The organism is Arthrobacter sp. alpha11c (assembly GCF_054149985.1).
On the sequence record NZ_CP196747.1, the window covers coordinates 77,709 to 95,214 of the forward strand.

Annotated in this window: 10 protein-coding genes, 2 tRNA genes and 2 pseudogenes; 8 read left to right on the forward strand and 6 right to left on the reverse strand. The window is 61.3% G+C overall.

Features of this window, described 5'->3' with window-relative positions; genetic code table 11:
* Positions 1 to 37 precede the first annotated feature (37 nt).
* Positions 38 to 1,339 carry a macrolide 2'-phosphotransferase gene (locus ACTAQJ_RS00375; protein WP_498699960.1) on the reverse strand — a complete coding sequence of 434 codons (1,302 nt, stop codon included), beginning with the start codon at positions 1,337 to 1,339 and terminating at the stop codon, positions 38 to 40.
* 179 nt (positions 1,340 to 1,518) lie between these two features.
* On the opposite strand from ACTAQJ_RS00375, the gene nudC reads away from it, so the two are divergent.
* From nudC to ACTAQJ_RS00390, 3 genes and pseudogenes are all read left to right on the forward strand, one after another.
* Positions 1,519 to 2,508, forward strand: coding sequence for an NAD(+) diphosphatase (gene nudC, locus ACTAQJ_RS00380; protein WP_431115773.1), 990 nt, complete (start codon positions 1,519 to 1,521; stop codon positions 2,506 to 2,508).
* A pseudogene (locus ACTAQJ_RS00385) lies at positions 2,505 to 4,638 on the forward strand (ATP-dependent DNA helicase UvrD2). Before nudC ends, ACTAQJ_RS00385 begins: the two are co-directional and overlap by 4 nt.
* Positions 4,638 to 5,267 carry a M48 metallopeptidase family protein gene (locus tag ACTAQJ_RS00390; protein ID WP_498699962.1) on the forward strand — a complete coding sequence of 210 codons (630 nt, stop codon included), beginning with the start codon at positions 4,638 to 4,640 and terminating at the stop codon, positions 5,265 to 5,267. Before ACTAQJ_RS00385 ends, ACTAQJ_RS00390 begins: the two are co-directional and overlap by 1 nt.
* A gap of 46 nt (positions 5,268 to 5,313) precedes the next feature.
* Here the strand turns inward: ACTAQJ_RS00390 and ACTAQJ_RS00395 are convergent, their stop codons facing one another.
* On the reverse strand, positions 5,314 to 6,765 hold the full coding sequence (locus ACTAQJ_RS00395) for a zinc-dependent metalloprotease (protein ID WP_431115770.1): 1,452 nt from the start codon (positions 6,763 to 6,765) through the stop codon (positions 5,314 to 5,316).
* Between the two features lie 211 nt (positions 6,766 to 6,976).
* Between ACTAQJ_RS00395 and ACTAQJ_RS00400 the strand changes: the two genes are divergently transcribed.
* From ACTAQJ_RS00400 to ACTAQJ_RS00410, 3 genes are all read left to right on the forward strand, one after another.
* Positions 6,977 to 8,113, forward strand: a complete 1,137-nt coding sequence (locus ACTAQJ_RS00400) for a YlbL family protein (RefSeq protein ID WP_498699964.1) — start codon at positions 6,977 to 6,979, stop codon at positions 8,111 to 8,113.
* 130 nt (positions 8,114 to 8,243) lie between these two features.
* Positions 8,244 to 11,240: a UPF0182 family membrane protein gene (locus tag ACTAQJ_RS00405; protein ID WP_431115768.1), complete on the forward strand. Its 2,997-nt coding sequence runs from the start codon at positions 8,244 to 8,246 to the stop codon at positions 11,238 to 11,240.
* A 204-nt stretch (positions 11,241 to 11,444) separates the two neighbouring features.
* Positions 11,445 to 11,518: transfer RNA gene (locus tag ACTAQJ_RS00410), tRNA-Met, on the forward strand.
* Between the two features lie 94 nt (positions 11,519 to 11,612).
* Here the strand turns inward: ACTAQJ_RS00410 and ACTAQJ_RS00415 are convergent.
* Both ACTAQJ_RS00415 and ACTAQJ_RS00420 read right to left on the reverse strand, forming a co-directional pair.
* The gene (locus ACTAQJ_RS00415; RefSeq protein WP_498702254.1) at positions 11,613 to 12,050 is read right to left on the reverse strand and encodes a hypothetical protein; all 438 of its coding nucleotides are present in this window, start codon (positions 12,048 to 12,050) and stop codon (positions 11,613 to 11,615) included.
* A gap of 134 nt (positions 12,051 to 12,184) precedes the next feature.
* Positions 12,185 to 12,778, reverse strand: a pseudogene (locus ACTAQJ_RS00420) (IS1/IS1595 family N-terminal zinc-binding domain-containing protein); the annotation flags it as partial.
* Between the two features lie 418 nt (positions 12,779 to 13,196).
* Between ACTAQJ_RS00420 and ACTAQJ_RS00425 the strand changes: the two are divergent.
* Positions 13,197 to 13,270, forward strand: a tRNA-Met gene (locus tag ACTAQJ_RS00425).
* Positions 13,271 to 13,401: 131 nt separating this feature from the next.
* The gene (locus ACTAQJ_RS00430; RefSeq protein WP_498699967.1) at positions 13,402 to 14,199 is read left to right on the forward strand and encodes a GntR family transcriptional regulator; all 798 of its coding nucleotides are present in this window, start codon (positions 13,402 to 13,404) and stop codon (positions 14,197 to 14,199) included.
* 117 nt (positions 14,200 to 14,316) lie between these two features.
* Here ACTAQJ_RS00430 and ACTAQJ_RS00435 read toward each other — a convergent pair whose 3' ends face one another.
* Together ACTAQJ_RS00435 and ACTAQJ_RS00440 are read right to left on the reverse strand one after the other, a co-directional pair.
* Positions 14,317 to 15,105: a PspA/IM30 family protein gene (locus tag ACTAQJ_RS00435; protein WP_498699969.1), complete on the reverse strand. Its 789-nt coding sequence runs from the start codon at positions 15,103 to 15,105 to the stop codon at positions 14,317 to 14,319.
* A gap of 99 nt (positions 15,106 to 15,204) precedes the next feature.
* On the reverse strand, positions 15,205 to 17,259 hold the full coding sequence (locus ACTAQJ_RS00440; RefSeq protein ID WP_498699971.1) for a TPM domain-containing protein: 2,055 nt from the start codon (positions 17,257 to 17,259) through the stop codon (positions 15,205 to 15,207).
* Positions 17,260 to 17,506: the final 247 nt, after the last annotated feature.

A 17,506-nucleotide genomic window follows, 5' to 3' on the forward strand; every position in this document is an offset into this window, starting at 1 on the left:
GAGGCAGGGCCCGAAACTGGGGTCTGGAAGCGCTGGTCTAGGAACGCTCGCCGGCATGCAGCGGTGTCACATTGACAACATTCAAAGCTGCAGTCGACGCGTCATCCTGAGGCCGGGAGGTGGATTCTTCTGCCACCTTGTCCGACGCGGTTCCGGCATCCGCGTCTGACGCCGCTTCCTTGCCAGCCGCTTCCTTGCCAGGCGCTTCGGCGTCAGGCACTCCGACATGGGGGACTTCCTTAGAAGATGTTGGAGGCAGGGGCGTCACTGGGACTGAAGTCCCGGCGTCGGGAATCGGCACGACTGTAACGGCGGGCTGCTGAGTGCTCGCCTGTTGCTTCGACGCACCCTGTAGTGCTGCGCTTTCGGCCTCAGCCTCAGCTGCTGCTGCCTGCTCGGCGGCCAGAACGGCCTCGTCCTGCCGCGCTTGCTCTTCGATGTCGTCCGCGAGGGACTGCAGCATTGATACTGCCTCGGACGTCATATCCTCCTGCCCAACGGCCATTGCCTTCACCAGGTACTGCGCCAACGCGAATTCAGCCAGCAAAGCGGCCCGTCGAAGCAGATGGGCGTCAGGCGTGTCCCGGCGCGCCTCGGTATACCGGCTCAGCACGGCCTCAACGAACGAGGATTCGTTGGACGCCACCAGCCAGGCGAAATCATCTGCGGGATCACCGATGCGGAGATCGGTCCATCCTGTCAAGGCGGTGACGGTATCGTCCTGGACCATCAGGTTGTCTTCATGAAGATCCCCATGGACCACCGAGGGGTTGAAGCGCCAGAGTGCGACGTCCTCAAGGGCATGTTCCCAGCGCCGCAGCAAAATGGCAGGAATCTTGCCGGTAGTGGCCGCCTGGTCCAATTCGTTGAGCTTGCGCTGCCGAAACTCGTTGGCCGAGTAGCTGGGCAGATCTGCGTTGTTGACCAGTGCCAGGGGGAGGTCGTGGATGGCGGCAAGGGCATTGCCAATATCACGGGCCAAAGCCGGGCTGCCAGCGGATAGCTCGTCAATGGACAGCGTGGAACCCTGCAGATGGGCGTACACGAACGTTGTGAGGGCGCCCTGCCGGACTGTGCCGGCGACGGTTGGCACATGGAAAGGAAGCTCGGCACGGATGGCGGGCGCGAAGGCCCGCAGGACCATGAATTCCGTTTCGAGGCGGGTACTGGCCTCGGGATGGCGCGGCGAACGGACGCGCCAGCGCTTGCCTTCCGCGTCGAGCAACAACGCCGAATCGAAGTCGGCGTCGTCGTCGGGGGAATAGGCTGTAGCCGTCGGTGCCAGTCCGGGCACCGCCGCGGTTGCTACAGCGGCCAGTTCGAGCGGTGTTCTTCTCACGTCTTCCACGGTAGATTGAGTGGCGCCCATGGCCATGATGCAGTGCGGCGAGTCTTCAGATCCGCACGAAAACAAGGCCTAAGTGGATCATCGGTCAGTTCAGCGGCCGGCAATGCTGCGATATGCACAAGCGGCCGATCCAAATGTTCTTTGTCGGTGCGAATCAGTACGGTAGATACATGAGTTATGCGGAGTCTCCGGCGCTGGCCAACCACTTGATGGAAACTGTTCTTCCAGTGCGCCCGGCGTTGGTGGACCGAGGCTCCAGTGAGCGCATGAAGCCTGGCATGGTTGAGGACCTCATCGTCTCCGGCAAGGCCAAGGCTATGGTCATTTCCCAACGCAAGGCGCTGGTGAGCAGGGACGGCCTCTGGTTCGGGGACGCTGGTCCTCTGTGGGCTGCCCTCGGCGAAGCAAAAGCTGGCGCCCTGACTGCTATCTACCTGGGCACCACCTTGCAGCCTTCTTCCGTGGCCGAGGGTACGCCTGTTTTGCTGTTTACAGTTGCTGAGCCGCCCGTGCCGGGGACAGCCCTGATCCCTTCCGATGCGCAGTGGGCCGGGTTCCGGGAAGTTGCCGGACGTCTCGATGCTACTGACACCGCCTTGTTCATCGAAGCCAGTGCCATCTCCAACTGGCACGCGACGCATACGCATTGCCCGCAGTGCGGCACGCCAACTGGTATCGAAACCGGGGGCTGGGTGCGGCGGTGTCCCAAAGACAACTCTGAGCACTATCCGCGCACTGACCCGGCGATCATCGTTACGGTGGTCGGCCCTGACGGCAGGATTCTCTTGGGTGGCGGCGGGCCTGCCGACGCCAGGAACTACTCCACCCTTGCTGGATTTGTTGAACCCGGGGAATCGCTTGAGCAGGCTGTTGTCCGCGAAATCGGCGAGGAAGTAGGTGTCCGCGTTACTGCGTGCCAGTATCTCGGTTCGCAGTCGTGGCCCTTCCCTGCCTCGCTCATGTTGGGCTTTACGGCAATAACGAACGACGCCGTTGCCCGCCCCGACGGCGTCGAGGTCACCCGCGCGCGGTGGTTCAGCCGGGAAGAGTTGCAGGAGGCCGTGTTGAGTGGCGAGATCACCATCTCCACGCGCCTGTCGATTGCGCGCTCGTTGATTGAGCATTGGTACGGCGGCGTCATCGAAGACCTCCAGCCGTGACAGGAGGAATTTTCGACGTCGGGGGCTCACTTGAGGAGCGAATCCTCAGCGGCCTGGATGATGAGCAACGTGAAGTGGCCAGCACTCTGACCGGTCCCCTGTGCGTACTTGCAGGTGCAGGCACAGGCAAGACCCGCGCCATCACGCACCGCATCGCCTATGGAGTGCACTCGGGGGTGTATTCACCCCAGAGGCTGCTGGCCGTGACTTTCACGGCCAGGGCGGCGGCCGAAATGCGTAGCAGGCTTCGGGATCTTGGCGTGGCCAATGTCCAAGCACGGACATTCCACGCTGCGGCCCTGAGGCAATTACAGTTCTTCTGGCCTCAGGCGATCGGCGGCACCCTGCCCAGCCTGCTGGACCACAAGGCGAACATGATCGCTGAGGCCTCACGCAGGCTTCGCCTCAGCACTGATCGCGCGTCCATCAGGGACTTGGCTGCAGAGATTGAGTGGGCAAAAGTCTCTATGCTCACACCTGCCAACTACCTGGAGAATGCACAAGGACGCGGGACTCCGGGTGGCTTCGACCTCACGGCTGTGTCCAGGGTGTTCCAGGCGTACGAGGATATTAAGACTGACCGCAACGTCATTGACTTCGAAGACGTCCTGTTGATTACCGTTGGGATCCTCCAGGAGGATCCCAAGGTGGCAGCTACGGTCAGGGAGCAATACCGCCACTTCGTCGTCGACGAGTACCAGGACGTCTCCCCTCTTCAGCAGCGGCTCCTGGATCTCTGGCTGGGTGGCCGTGACGAATTGTGCGTGGTGGGCGATGCCAGCCAGACTATCTACTCCTTTACGGGGGCCTCGCCCAAGCACCTCTTGAATTTCAAGGCGCACTATCCAGGTGCCACCGTGGTCAAGCTCATCCGTGACTACAGGTCCACGCCGCAGGTCGTTAAGCTGGCCAATGATCTCCTCGGGTCCCGGCGAAGTGGCGGACCGGTTGCCGATGCTGCGTGGGCGCCTCCGCTCAAGCTTGTCGCCCAAAGGCCGGCCGGCCCGGAGCCTCGGTTCATGGAATGTCCGGACGACGAAGCGGAGGCCGCGGTCGTTGCCGGCAGAATCCAGGAGCTACTCAACACGGGAGTCAAGGCGAGCGAGATCGCCATACTGTTCCGCACCAACGGGCAATCCGAAGCTTACGAGCAAGCGCTGGCGTCGGCTGGGATCGGTTACCAGCTTCGCGGCGGAGAGAGGTTCTCTCGCGCGCAAGGAGGTCCGGGATGCCATCCTGCAGTTGAGGGCTGCAACCAGGGCTGTGGCGGAAGGCCCTCCGGAGCCCTTGGGCCAGATTGTCCGTGACATTGTTGCCTCGCTTGGCTACAGCGAAGCCGCGCCGCACAGCGGGGGAGCCCTTCGCGAGCGTTGGGAATCGCTGGCGGCCCTGGTGGCCTTGGCTGATGAGTTGTCAGTCAGCCGCGGAGAGTCTTTCACGTTGGCTGAGTTCGTCAACGAGCTCCAGGAACGTTCGGTGGCCCAGCATGCTCCCACAGTTCAGGGTGTGACGCTTGCCTCCCTTCACTCGGCAAAGGGCCTTGAATGGGATGCCGTGTTCCTGGTGGGCCTCAGCGAAGGACTCATGCCGATCTCCTTCGCTGACACGCCGGAGGATGTGGACGAAGAACGCCGGCTGCTCTACGTCGGGATCACCCGTGCGCGTGAGCATCTGAACCTGTCGTGGTCCTCTGCGCGTACTCCGGGTGGTCGCGCCAACCGCAAGCCCTCCCGCTTCCTCGATGGACTCCGGCCTGACTCGGTGGCGTCCGCGAACGCCACGAGTCGGGCAGGTTCCACGCGCCGCAAAGCTGCCGCGCCGGCGTCGTGCAGGGTATGTGGAAGCATGCTTGCCTCCGGAGCCGAGAGAAAGGTGGGTCGCTGCAACCAATGCCCGCCCACCTACGAGGAACAGACCTTCGACGCCTTGAGGCAGTGGCGGCGCGATGAAGCGCAATCTGCCGACGTTCCCGCCTACGTTGTCTTCACTGATGCCACATTAACCGCAATAGCCGAAGCCCGGCCGGCGTCGCTGGAGGAATTGGCCGGACTGGCGGGGGTAGGGCCCTCCAAACTGGAGCGCTACGGAGAAGCCGTCCTCGCCGTCCTCGCAGAGAGCACCAACCTCTGATGCCGCGCTCAACAGCCGGGCAGGCCGACGTTCCGATGCTCACCGATGACGGCGCTCCGGTAGTCGTCAGGCGCTCAGCCCGGCGCCGACGGACGGTAGCTGCGTTTTGGGAAGACGGTAATGCCGTTGTCGCGATTCCGGCAAGCTTTACCAAATCGCAGGAGCGCGAGTGGGTACGGCGCATGCTTGCGAAGCTGCAGAAGCAAGGTGAGCGCCGGGCGGGTAAAACAGATCGGCGCAGGCCTGCCACGGATGAGGCACTTGCCCAGCATGCAGGGCATCTTTCGCGGACCTACCTTGGAGGACGGGCGGTTCCGACGTCGGTCCGCTGGGTGACGAACCAGAACTCACGGTGGGGCTCGGCTACTCCAGCGGATGGAACCATCCGGCTTTCAAACAAGCTTCAGGCGATGCCCCAGTGGGTGATCGATTACGTCCTCCTGCACGAACTTGCCCACTTGTTGGTAGCTGGACACAACGCGCAGTTTTGGCGCTTGCTGGAGGCCTACCCGGAGACACAGCGCGCCAAAGCATTCTTGGAGGGGGTCGCGTTCGCGACGTCCCGTGGGATGAGCGGGGAGGCCAACCAATCTGCTGGAACGGGCGCGGACGCGGACGCAACGGGCTAGAGACGGACAATGATCGCCATGAAATCCATGGCGACCATTGCTGACATTATGTGGATGGTGACTTCGGGTCTGTGCTGCCCGAGTCAGGCCCGGTGTCGTCCTGGGAGCCTTCGTCCTGGGAGCCTTCATCCTCAGATGCGGCGTCCCCAGGCTCATCGTAGCCACCGCTCAACAGCTTCTGCAGAGCATCGTCAACTTCGGTGTCGCTCGCCTCGGCGAGCCTGCGGCGTTCAGAGAAGCCCTTGGGATCGTCCAGGTCTTCTCCCGTAGGCAACAGGTCAGGGTGGTGCCAAATGGCATCCCTGCCGGCAATACCGCGTTCTGCTTTCAGGGTTGCCCAGAGGGTAGCGGCCTCCCGAAGCCTCCGGGGGCGCAGTTCCAGCCCCACAAGCGAAGAGAAAGCATGTTCGGCAGGGCCGCCAGTGGCACGGCGACGACGGACAGTTTCGCGCAGGGCGGTCGCCGAGGGTAGTACCTTGTCCGTGGCTTCTGCGGTGAGTTCATCCACCCATCCCTCCACGAGCGCAAGCGCCGTTTCGAGCTTTTCAAGGGCGGCGGTCTGCACCGGCGTCCGCTCCGGAGTGAAGACACCCTGGGACAAGGCTTCCTGGATTCCTTCAGGATTGCCGGGATCAAGATCCCGCGCGAGATCCTCGATTCGGGACATGTCAATGTGGATGCCTCGTGCATAGGCTTCAATGGCGCCGAGCAAGTGGCCGCGAAGCCACGGAACCTGCACGAACAACCGGGCGTGGGCTGCCTCGCGGACGGCGAGGAAGAGCCGGACATCATTTTCGGGGAGGCTGAGTCCTTCGCCGAACTTGGCGACGTTGGCGGGGAGCAGAGCCATTTCGAGGTCAGCCAAGGGAACACCAATGTCCGTGGAGCTGACTACCTCAGCCGAGAGCGCGCCAATCGCCTGGCCCAATTGCATCCCAAAAATGGCGCCGCCCATGTTCTGGAGCATTGACGACGCCCCACCCATCATGGACTTCATTTCCTCGGGCATCTGCTGGGTCAATGCGTTGGACAAGGCATTGGCGATGCTGTTGGCAACTGGCTCGGTCAGCCGCTTCCACGTTCCAAGCGTTGCTTCAACCCATTCCGCGCGGGACCACGCACGGCCGATAAGTCCCGTAGCGGAAAGATCTGTTACCGGATCCAGCCATAGTTCTGCGAGCCGGAGTGCTTCATCGATGTCCCGGGCCTGCTGGGCGTTCACCGAGGGATCGCTCCCGGATGCCGCAACGCGCCTTGCGTTCTCATGGGCCAGTTGCCAGTTCACCGGGCCCTCGGACGTTGAGCTCATCATGGCCTGGACCTGTGCGAACATTTGCTGCAGGAGCTGGGGATCGTTGGGCAGCCCTGCGGCCTTGGCCAGTTCGGCGGGATCGATGTTGCCCATGCCCTGGCCGCCCATCAGGTTCTGCAGCATTTCCGCCAGCGGGTCCTTGGGCGTCTCATCGTCATCTGACGGGTTGTTGGGATTGGAAGTCATGGTGCCGCCGATCGTCGAACTGGCTGGTGATCACTTTCACCGTACCGCGCAGTGGGAAGGCTGTCTGCCTGTGCGCGGCGTCGTTCGCTGTAGGCAAAGCATCCCCACTACCTCCGACCGCGTAATGTGGATGTTTGGTATGTGCCCGTCGCCGCGGCCAGCGGCAGGAGCCAAAATGCCGGTCGCTCAGTGCCGGTAAAGAGAGGCCTCAATGCTTACTTCGCCCAGCCCGGAGGGCTCGCTCGACCCGCGTCAGACGCACGACGCCGATTCCTCCCCGGAATCGCCGGAACCTCCCGGCAGCGGCCGGTACATGATCATGGTGGTTTCGGGCCTGCTGGCACTGGGACTTGGGATCGGGGCGGCTGCTTTGCCGGTTCCCTACGTTGTTGAGTCTGCCGGACCGATCTTTAATACGTTGGGGCAGGATGGGGACAAACCGGTCATCAGCATTTCGGGACATGAGTCTTTCCCGGCCAAGGGGAACCTGGACCTGACGACGGTGGTGATGGCGGGCGGGCCGAAGACTCCTGCAACGATTTTCGAGGTCTTTCGGGCCTGGTTGGACAAATCGAAGGCCGTTTATCCCGAGGAATTGATCTATCCCAAAGGCACCACAGCGGAGGAGACGGTCCAGCAAGGCGAAATTGCCATGGAGACTTCCCAGGAAAACGCTGTTGCCGCAGCGCTGCGGCAATTGGACATCCCCTTTGAACAGAGGCTCAAGGTGGCGGGCCTCTCGGATCCGTCTCCTTCAGTGGGGAAACTCCAGGAGGGCGACCGGCTGACCTCCATTAACGGAAAGCCAATCTCCTCCCTCAGCATGGTCCAGGCTGAACTGGCAGCCGGAAACGGCGCCCCGGCGGTGCTCGTCGTGGACAGGAACGGTTCCGCAGTCACGGAAACCATAACGCCCACGAAGAATCCCGCTGGCCGCTATGTCCTGGGCATCCTCCTGGGCAGCGACTTCACCTTCCCGTTTGACGTGAAGATTTCCTTGGACAATGTGGGCGGTCCGAGCGCCGGAATGATGTTTGCCCTGGGCATCGTGGACAATCTCACGCCAGGGGACCTCACAGGGGGAAAGCATGTGGCAGGGACCGGAACCATCACCGCTGATGGGGCAGTGGGAGCCATCGGCGGCATTGCGCAGAAGATGATTGGAGCGCGTCAGCATGGAGCCACCATGTTCCTGGCTCCGGCCGCGAATTGCGCCGACGTCGTAGGGCACATTCCTGATGGCCTGCAGGTGGTAAAGGTGGAAACCTTGGCCGATGCAACTGCGGCGGTGGAACGACTCGGTTCAGGACAGGACACGGCGGGCCTTCCCACCTGCACCAACAACTAGACTGACGGTGGAACTTAGCTCCACCGCCACTCGTGGCATATATGACGGACTCCGCCATCGCCCAGGGGCAGAGATCGTCGAACACGCGCACACCGACTTTTAACTGACGACCACCAATGAGGTACAGAGTTTGTCCCGTCCCGCCAGCTCCAACCCGCCCGGAAGATCGCCGCTGAGACGAGGTGCCCTGACTCCGACACTCATCGTCGTGGCAGTGGCCGTCGTTGGATTCATTTTCTTCGCCAATGTGTGGACAGACGTCCTCTGGTACCAGCAGCTCGGCTTCTTCGAAGTTTATGTCCGCGAGAACCTCGCCAGGATCGTCACTTTCCTGGTCGGGTTCGCCATGATGTTCGCTGCCGTCTACTTCGCCATCAGGATCGCGTACCACGCCCGGCCTGTCTACGCTCCGGATGCTGAGTCACGTGACAACCTCAACCGCTACCAGGCCCAGCTTGAGCCTGTCCGCCGGGTCGTCATGGTGGGCCTGCCCATCCTGTTCGGGCTCTTTGCCGGCAGCGCCGCGGCAAGCCAGTGGCAGAAGGTCCTCCTCTTCTTCAACCAGGAACCCTTCGGCCAAACGGATCCGTTGTTCAACCTGGACATCAGCTTCTACCTGATGTCGCTTCCGTTCCTTGGCTTTGTTACCGGATTCCTCATCAGCATCGCCGTAGTGGCTGGCATTGCGGGCATCCTCACGCATTACCTCTACGGAAGCATCCGGCTCATGGAGCGTGGTGTATTCACCAGCCGTGCCGCCCAGATCCACATTGCCGTAACGGGTGCATTCTTCCTGTTGCTGCTTGGCGTGAATTTCTGGCTGGACAGGTACTCCACAGTGCAGAGCTCATCCGGACGGTGGGCGGGTGCCCTGTATACGGACGTCAATGCCGTTGTGCCCACCAAGGCCATCCTGGCGGTTGCCGCTGGCCTGGTTGCGATTCTCTTTATCATTGCTGCGGTTATCGGCCGCTGGCGCCTGCCCGTGATCGGTACAGCGATGCTGATCATCACGGCCATCCTGGCTGGTGGCGTCTACCCATGGGTTATCCAGCAGTTCCAGGTGCGTCCCTCGGAGAACACCCTGGAAAGGGAGTTTATTGACCGCAATATCAAGATGACCAGGGCCGCCTACGGCCTGGACAAGATTGATGTCTCCGCCTATAACGCCACAACAACGGCCACAAGCGGAGCTTTGGCAAAAGACGCCCAGACCGCGGCCAACATCCGCCTGCTGGATCCGAACCTCATCTCCTCGGCGTTCGCCCAGCTTGAGCAGTACCGTCCGTACTACCAGTTCCCTCAAACACTGAACGTGGACCGCTACACGGTGGATGGCAAAGTGCAGGACACCGTCATCGCTGTTCGTGAGCTGAACCCCGACGGCCTGAGCGCAAACCAGCAGACCTGGGTCAACCGGCACATTGTTTATACGCACGGCTACGGTGTGGTCGCAGCGAAGGGCAACAAATTCACGGTTGATGGCAAGCCGGAATTCCTGCAATCAGGCATTCCATCCAATGGCGTTCTCGGCAACGACACCTCGTACGAACCACGCATCTATTTCGGTGAGAACTCGCCCGAATATTCGATCGTTGGAGCTCCCGAGGGTGCCCAGCATCGCGAACAGGACCGCCCAGCGGGACGCGAAGGCGGGGGAGAAACCCAGTACACCTTCACCGGGAACGGCGGTCCCGTCGTAGGCAACTGGCTCAACCGCATTCTGTACTCCATCAAATTCCAGTCCTCGGACTTGTTGCTGTCTGACGGTGTGAATGAGAAATCCCAGATTCTCTACGACCGCAATCCGCGTGAACGGGTTGAGAAGCTCGCCCCATACCTGACGGTTGATGGCAATGCCTATCCGGCCGTCGTCGATGGCCGCGTGAAGTGGATCGTTGACGGTTACACCACCAGCCAGTACTTCCCGTACTCCCAACCCCAGCAGTTGCAGAACGCAACTGTTGATTCGCAGACCAGTGCAGGCCGGACGGTGACCCTGCCCAACAGCTCAGTGAATTACATCCGCAACTCGGTCAAGGCCACGGTTGATGCATACGACGGTTCAGTCACGCTCTATGCCTGGGACGACCACGATCCTCTGCTGAAGGCTTGGCAGAAGGTGTTCCCCACCACGATCAAGCCCTACACAGAGATGTCTGGCGACCTCATGAGCCACGTCCGTTACCCCGAGGACCTTTTCAAGGTCCAGCGTGAACTTCTGGGTCGCTATCACGTCACGAACCCTGACAACTTCTACCAGAACAACGATGCGTGGAGTGTTCCGAACGACCCCACGGTCTCGGAAGCCGTCAAGCAGCCGCCGTTTTACATGTCCTTGCAGATGCCTGACCAAGACAAGCCTGCGTTCCAGCTGACGTCTTCCTTCATTCCGCAAACAGTCAACGGGAACGCAAGGAATATCCTCTACGGATTCCTGGCCGCAGATTCAGATGCCGGAAACGTCAAGGGTGTTAAGGCGGACAGCTACGGCAAGCTAAGGCTGTTGCAGCTTCCAACGGACACCCAGGTTCCTGGCCCCGGCCAGGCGCAGAACAAGTTCAACTCGGATCCCACAGTCTCCCAGGCGCTGAACTTGCTGCGTCAGGGCGCTTCGGACGTTCTGAACGGCAACCTGCTGACCCTGCCCGTTGGCGGCGGCCTACTTTATGTACAGCCCGTCTACCTGAAGTCAACAGGCGAGACCTCTTACCCCACCTTGCAGCGGGTCCTCGTGGCCTTCGGCGACAAGATCGGCTTTGCAGCTACCTTGGATGCGGCTCTGGACCAATTGTTCGGCGGTAACTCCGGTGCCAAGGCTGGCGACTCCGACAACAATGGCCAGACGCCCGCAACGCCGCCTGGGACCACAACGCCTCCTGCCGGCCCGACCGACGCCAAAGCTGATCTCAAGGCGGCTCTGGACGACGCCAATAAGGCAATCGTGGATGGCCAGGCAGCTCTGGCCAAGGGAGACTTTGCCGGCTACGGCCAACAGCAGACCAAGCTCTCCGACGCTCTCAAGAGGGCGATCGACGCCGAGACCCGTCTCGGCATCACGCCGGAACCGACAGCGACACCCAGTGCTACACCAAGCGCCACACCGTCGCCTTCACCGAGCAGCTAGTACCCGGTGAATGGTTGACACCGCCTGATTAGAAGGGCCGTTGTCCTCTCCTCCTGGAGCGGACAACGGCCCTTTTGCTTTGCAGAAAATCCTTGGGGAAGCAGGCTGCTGGGAGTCCAATTGAGCGATATTGATGGGGGAGATGCACATCACGTCGCCAGGATTTGGTCTGCCATTCACCGGACGGTAATGTTGTTCTTGCGACGCGGGGTGGAGCAGTTCGGTAGCTCGCTGGGCTCATAACCCAGAGGTCACAGGTTCAAATCCTGTCCCCGCAACTGGAGAAAAGATCCGGATCAGTATTCACTGATCCGGATCTTTTGTTTTCCCCGGACGTTGGGATCAGTTGATTGAGGGACCAGCGTTTAGGGGTTATAGGACAAAACGTGTGTAAATCCCGGGTGTGTCATGTTCGTCCTGCCCATCCTTTCCGGTGCCTGAGTCCTTCGTCGGCGCTGAGTCCGGTGCTGTAGAGCTCGGGCCGGGCTCCTGCTCGGTCGTGATGATGGCTTCGGTCCTGGCCGGACGGCAATGCTCGGCTTTGATGAGTTTGGCCGGCGGCAGGGGCTGTTCGCTGTGCAAGTAGAGATACCACTCGATCGCGCGTTTGCGGTGTTCTTCGCTCATGCCCCTGTGGGCCCGCAGCAGTAGCCGGAGTTGGGCGTTGGTGCCGCCTTCAATGCGATTAGTGGTCGATGCGATCTGCAGGCCAGCGAACTCGGTGCGCAGATACGTGAACAGCGTCCCGGCCTGGCTAAGTCGTTCCAGCAGCCGATAGGCCTTACGAAGCCTGTCGTGGGGGTGTACCACCAGGTCTGATTTGCCCTAACCCACCCCGGGATGATGGCGGTGCCGGTGCGGTACGTGCGGGCTTTGACCAGGTGCCCGTAGCTCTGGTGCCAGTCATTGAGCCCGCCCAGCCACGCGGCGGCTTCGGCCGCGGTGGTGATCCTCGTCAGGGCCCGTCCCAGCCGCAGCAACGCCTTGCCCGCCTCAGTCCTGGGGCGGCCGGTGAGGTAAGTGCGGACGTTGCGTTGGACGTGGACAAGGCAGCGCTGGACCGCGGTCTCACTCCAACACTCGGACAGCGCCGCTGCGATCCCGGAGCCACCATCGGTGATCACGACGGTGGGGGCGGGGAACCGGGCGAGCAGGGCCGCCCATGCGGCCTTCTTCTCGGTATCGCACCACTGCCAACCCAGGACGTGATCCCCAGCCACGGCGGTCAAACAGCACCACGAGCCCACATAAATCCCGTCGACCTGGATCTGGTCATGAACTTCGCCCGTGACTGGGATCTCAGGGGCGATGTTCCAGCACCACCCGGTGCGGCGCCGGAAGGAACGGGCCGTGCCGAACGAGGTCGGGGCTGATTGGTTAGAGGTGCCCAGCAACCAGCCCAGAAACGCATCCAGTTCAGCCCGGCGGCTCACATCAGGACGTTCACCCGAGCGGCTCGCCCCGCACTCCAGGCACCGGTACCGCTGCTTACCGGCAGCTGTTTTCCCGTTCCGAACCAGCCCGTGACCACAAATCAAACACTCCAGAGATATGCAAGCACCCCAGCCACCCTAAGCTTCAAAAGCTTAGCTACCCCGGATTTACCGCGCTATCACTGGGAAGCAAGCCCCTCCCATACACACGTTTTGTCCTATAACCCTCAGTTGATTGAGGGACCAGCGTTTAGGCCCCTGCTCTTTAGCCGCGCCCCCATCCTCTTCCCGGCCCCATCCGCTTCCCGCGGGAGGCGCGTCCGGACAGGGCTGGAGTTAGCACGGCTCTCGCTGGGCTCCGACCTGTGGGCGGGTATTGGGTTAGGGGCAGGCCAGGAAGGTCGAGTCCGTCGCAAACCCTGGCGACGATTTGCCGGCCAACCCTCAGTGCCGTGATCTGCAGCACCTTCACCTCACTATGGTCATAAGCACCCTGCCTGGTGCGGTAGAGTTGTTCTTGCGACGCGGGGTGGAGCAGTTCGGTAGCTCGCTGGGCTCATAACCCAGAGGTCACAGGTTCAAATCCTGTCCCCGCAACTGGAGAAAAGGTCCGGATCAGTTATCACTGATTCGGACCTTTTGTTTTGTGCTGCACCAGGCCCTGGAAAGTGCCGGTGCTAGCATCAAATCCGGAACGGCTGTAGGCCGGGAATGGATGGGAAGGCCGGATGGTCAAGGAAGACTACAACCAGGGCCTGGATCGACAGGCCCTGCAGAGGAACAGTCCCGTAGCGGTGTACCAGCAGGTTGCAGACGTACTGACTGATCAAGTCAGCCGGTTGGAACCGGGCGCACGGATCCCGACCGAAGAATCGTTGATGGACGAGTACGGGATCAGTCGTACTACGGTCCGCAAGGCGATAGAAACCCTCGTCGTGAAGGGGCTGCTTGTTCGCCGGCAAGGCAAGGGCACTTTCGTCATGGCCCAACGTCCGGTCCGGATGCTTAACCGCTTGGCGCCCTTCATGGAGACGTTCACAGCAGCGGGAATGAAGACTGTCAAAGGCCTGATTGAATACAAATGGATGGAGAAGGATCGGTCCGTACCAGCGAAGCTGGTCTCCGATGACAATCTTGTCCTTGTGATCCGTCGCTCTTATTCAAGCGGTGGTTGGCCCTATGCCATCGCGGAAATCTTCATCCCTTCGCACATTGGCCGTCACATCAGCCTCGCGGATGCGGAGCGCAATTCCATCTATCAGGTCATCCAGGACAGGACGTCCAAGCCCCTCCAGCGTGCTGAAATCACGGTCACCATGCACGCCCCTCCGGAGCACCTCGCCGATGCCCTGAACGTCCGTGAATTTCCCATGGTCCCGCGGTTGGAAAGGACCACACTGGGGGCGCGCGGTGAAGTCCTTGAATGCACTGTGACATATTTCCACCCAAAGGGTTTCGAAATTCGCGCTGAAGTGGCCACAGATGTCAGTCCCAGCCAGGATCCGTTGGAGGCCTCCTCGCTCTAGGCAAGGTTGTCCACGGAGAACAAAATGGCCGGATCCCGCAGAGGGATCCGGCCATTTCTCATGCTTCAGGCAACATCAGAGGGCTGCCACATCACAAGGCTGCCAAGTCCTGCATTGTCAGAGCTTGTCGAAGTCGGTTTCGTCGATGGTTGCACCACTGGAGGCAGGGGCACCTGCCCCGATGGCAGGCTTGCTGCCGCCGGACTTCAGGGCCGCCAGACGCGCCTCAATTTCCGTTTGCTCCCCAAGGTCTTCCAGCTGGTTGAACTGGGCGTCCAAGCTGGATGCAGCAAGTTCCTGCTGGCCCAGGACCTTGGCCTCTTCGCGGCGAATCTTCTCTTCGAAGCGGCCAACTTCACTGGTGGGGTCCATGATGTCGATGCTCTTCAGGGCATCGTGCACCTGCGACTGCGCAGCGGCGGTCTTGGAACGGGCCACGAGTTCATTGCGCTTCGCTGTCAGCTGGTTGAGCTTGTTCTTCATTTGGTCAAGCCCGGTCTTGAGCTTGTCCACAACCTCGGTCTGGGACGCAATGCTTGGCTCGGCGGCCCTGGCTTCGGACTCTGCCGTCATTTGGCGCTGGATGGCAACCTTGGCCAGGTTGTCGAATTTCGTGGCGTCCTCGGAATCACCGGCAGCACGGTATTCGTCGGCCTTGCGTGACGCGGCAAGGGCTTTGTTGCCCCAGTCCTGGGCGTTCTTGACGTCCTCGTTGTAGTCGGCCTGCAGCATGCGGAGGTTCCCGATGGTCTGAGCCACTGCGGACTCGGCCTCAGCAATGTTGTTCGTGTAGTCGCGGACCATCTGGTCCAGCATCTTCTGCGGGTCCTCAGCCTGGTCCAGCAAAGCGTTGATGTTTGCCTTGGCGAGCTGCGAGATCCGACCGAAAATGGACTGCTTAACCATGGTGTTGCCTTTCGTCCTGCTCAGTGGAAGCCACTGAAATCAGTGATCAGTTGTTGTACCGCTCCTAGATGGGGCATGGACCCCATCTAAACTGTGGGGCTAGAAACTTCCGGAGTCGCCGCCACCGAAGTCGCCTCCACCGCCGCCCCAGTCGCCGCCGCCGCCGGAGTCGCCGCCGAAGAATCCGCCGCCGCCACCGCCGTCGCTGTGGCCGCCGCCCCAACCGCCGCCACCGCTGTTGAAGATGGAGTTAATGAGAATGCCGCCGAGAATTGCGCCTCCAAGACCGCCACCTCCGCCGCCACCCCCGAACATGCCACCGCGGCCGTAGCCTTGGTCGGCATAGCCGAAGTGGTCGACGTCGGCCTGCGCCAGCTGTGCTGCCTGTGCGGCGAGTGAGTGGGCCTGCTGGGCGTAGGTCAGAGCCGTCACCGGGTCATTGCGCGAGATCGACAAAGCGTAGTCGAGATTGCGCTGGGCCTCGGCGAGCCTGGTGCGGGCCTCCGTCCCAACGCCGCCGCGACGGGCCGTGATGTAATCCGAGGTTGCACTGATCTGGGCCTGTGCCGCCATGATGGTTTGCTGCAAGGACGCTTGTGCGCGGCGTGCTTGTTCCTGTTGGTCCCTGATGCCGGACAGCGACTGATCGAGCGCCTGGTGCGCTGTTTCAACGCGGGTCAACGTAGCAATGGGGTCGATCTTCCCACCTTGGATTTCAGTCTTGACTTGACCCAGGGCCGCCTCCACACCAGCCACCGGGCCAGCGAGTTCAGGATGTTCACCCGACTGGATCATGGCCCTGGCCTGCGCGAGATCCTGGCTGGTCTCCGCAACCGCGCTTTCCAGAGAGGCGCGTGCCTCGTCAAGGCTGCCTGCAGTCTTGGAGATCGCATCGATCAGGACGTTCGTCTGGTGCAGGCTCTCTTCGGCAGCGCGAACAGCTACGGCAGCCAGGCTGTTTTCGCCGGCAGCCAGTTTTTCCTGGGCGGTGGTGGCAGCGTTCTGCACGAACGCAAGGCGTTCCTTGGCCTGCAGGATGTTGTCTGAGACCTGCGTCAAGGCAGATTCGGCGTACTTACTGCGGAGGCCTTGCAGGGATTGCTCTGCAGAAGCGATCCTGGAGTCGGCTTCCCGGGCACCTGCGGTGACTGTGGCCAAGGCTTGCGGGGCTTTCTTCTCCAGTTCGCGAAGAGAATCGAAGTCCTCCTTCTGGTCGCGCAATGATGCCAGGGCCGCCTCTGAACGGCGGATAATCTCTCCGAGCCACGTTCGCTGTTGTTCCTCGGTGTCCGGGATATGGTCGTCCAGCTGCTGTTGCAGCTTGAACGATTCGGTCATGTGGGCTTTGGCTTCCTGCAGGGCCTTGGTGAAGTTGCCGATCGCCGAATCACCGTATTGGGCCTGGGCGAACCCGAGTTCCTGTTCGCTGGACTTGATGGCGTCATCGGCCTCGATCAGCAACGAGCCGCTCTTCTGACGCAGCTCCGGAATGCTCAGGGCGGCTAGAGGGTCAAGCTCTTCTCCTTGGGGACCGTAGCTGGCACTGGATGCCTGGCCAACCTTCTTGCGTCGATTTCGCAGGTAGAGATAGGTGGCCGCACCGCCTGCTGCTACTACGCCAACTCCGACGAGGACCCCCACACCGCCGTTGCCGCTTGGCACGGTACCGCTTCCACCGCCGGCCGCGTCTCCAATGGCTGCTGCTGTGTCAATCGCTGCCTGGGCATAGTCTTTTTTACCGCCGGCAAGGTTGGCAACAACGGCGTTCTGCGCGATGTTGGACTGCTTGGAGTAAATGGAACTCCCTGAGTTCAGGGTGAAGTTGTACTGACCAGCAGTGGAAATGGCCAGAATGGCATCGGCCTTGCCCATGCCCCTCTTGGTGGCAACGGCCTTAACCCATTCCGCGGGCGATGAAGGGTTCTCGAAGGAGTTCACCGTGACCACGTACAGGTTGTACTTGTGGTCCTTGAGAGTCTTCTGGATGGCTTCCTGGACTTCACCCTTGCGGCTGCCCAGGACATTGGCATCATCCACGATGTTTTGGCCTGACGGTATGGTCACCGGATCTGCAGCCCAGGCGGCGCCGGCCGGGAGGGCCAACATTCCAGCCACGCCAATCACGGCGAGTACACGTTTCACTATTGACCGCATGTGCAACCCTTCAGCACGTCTGCGACTGGAACAAGGCGAACCAATCGTCACAGAATGCTCAGCGCCCCCACGCATGGTTTGTAAAGCCGCAGGTCGCTGTGGCAATTCCACTTGATTCTATGGTGCACCCCATACCCCGTCCACAGCCTTGAATATGCCACCAGCGAAACACAGGAGAAACACGCGATGCCCGCGCGTTGAGGCTCTTTGTGTCGGTTGTGTTGGCCCGCCATGCGGCTCTGCTGCA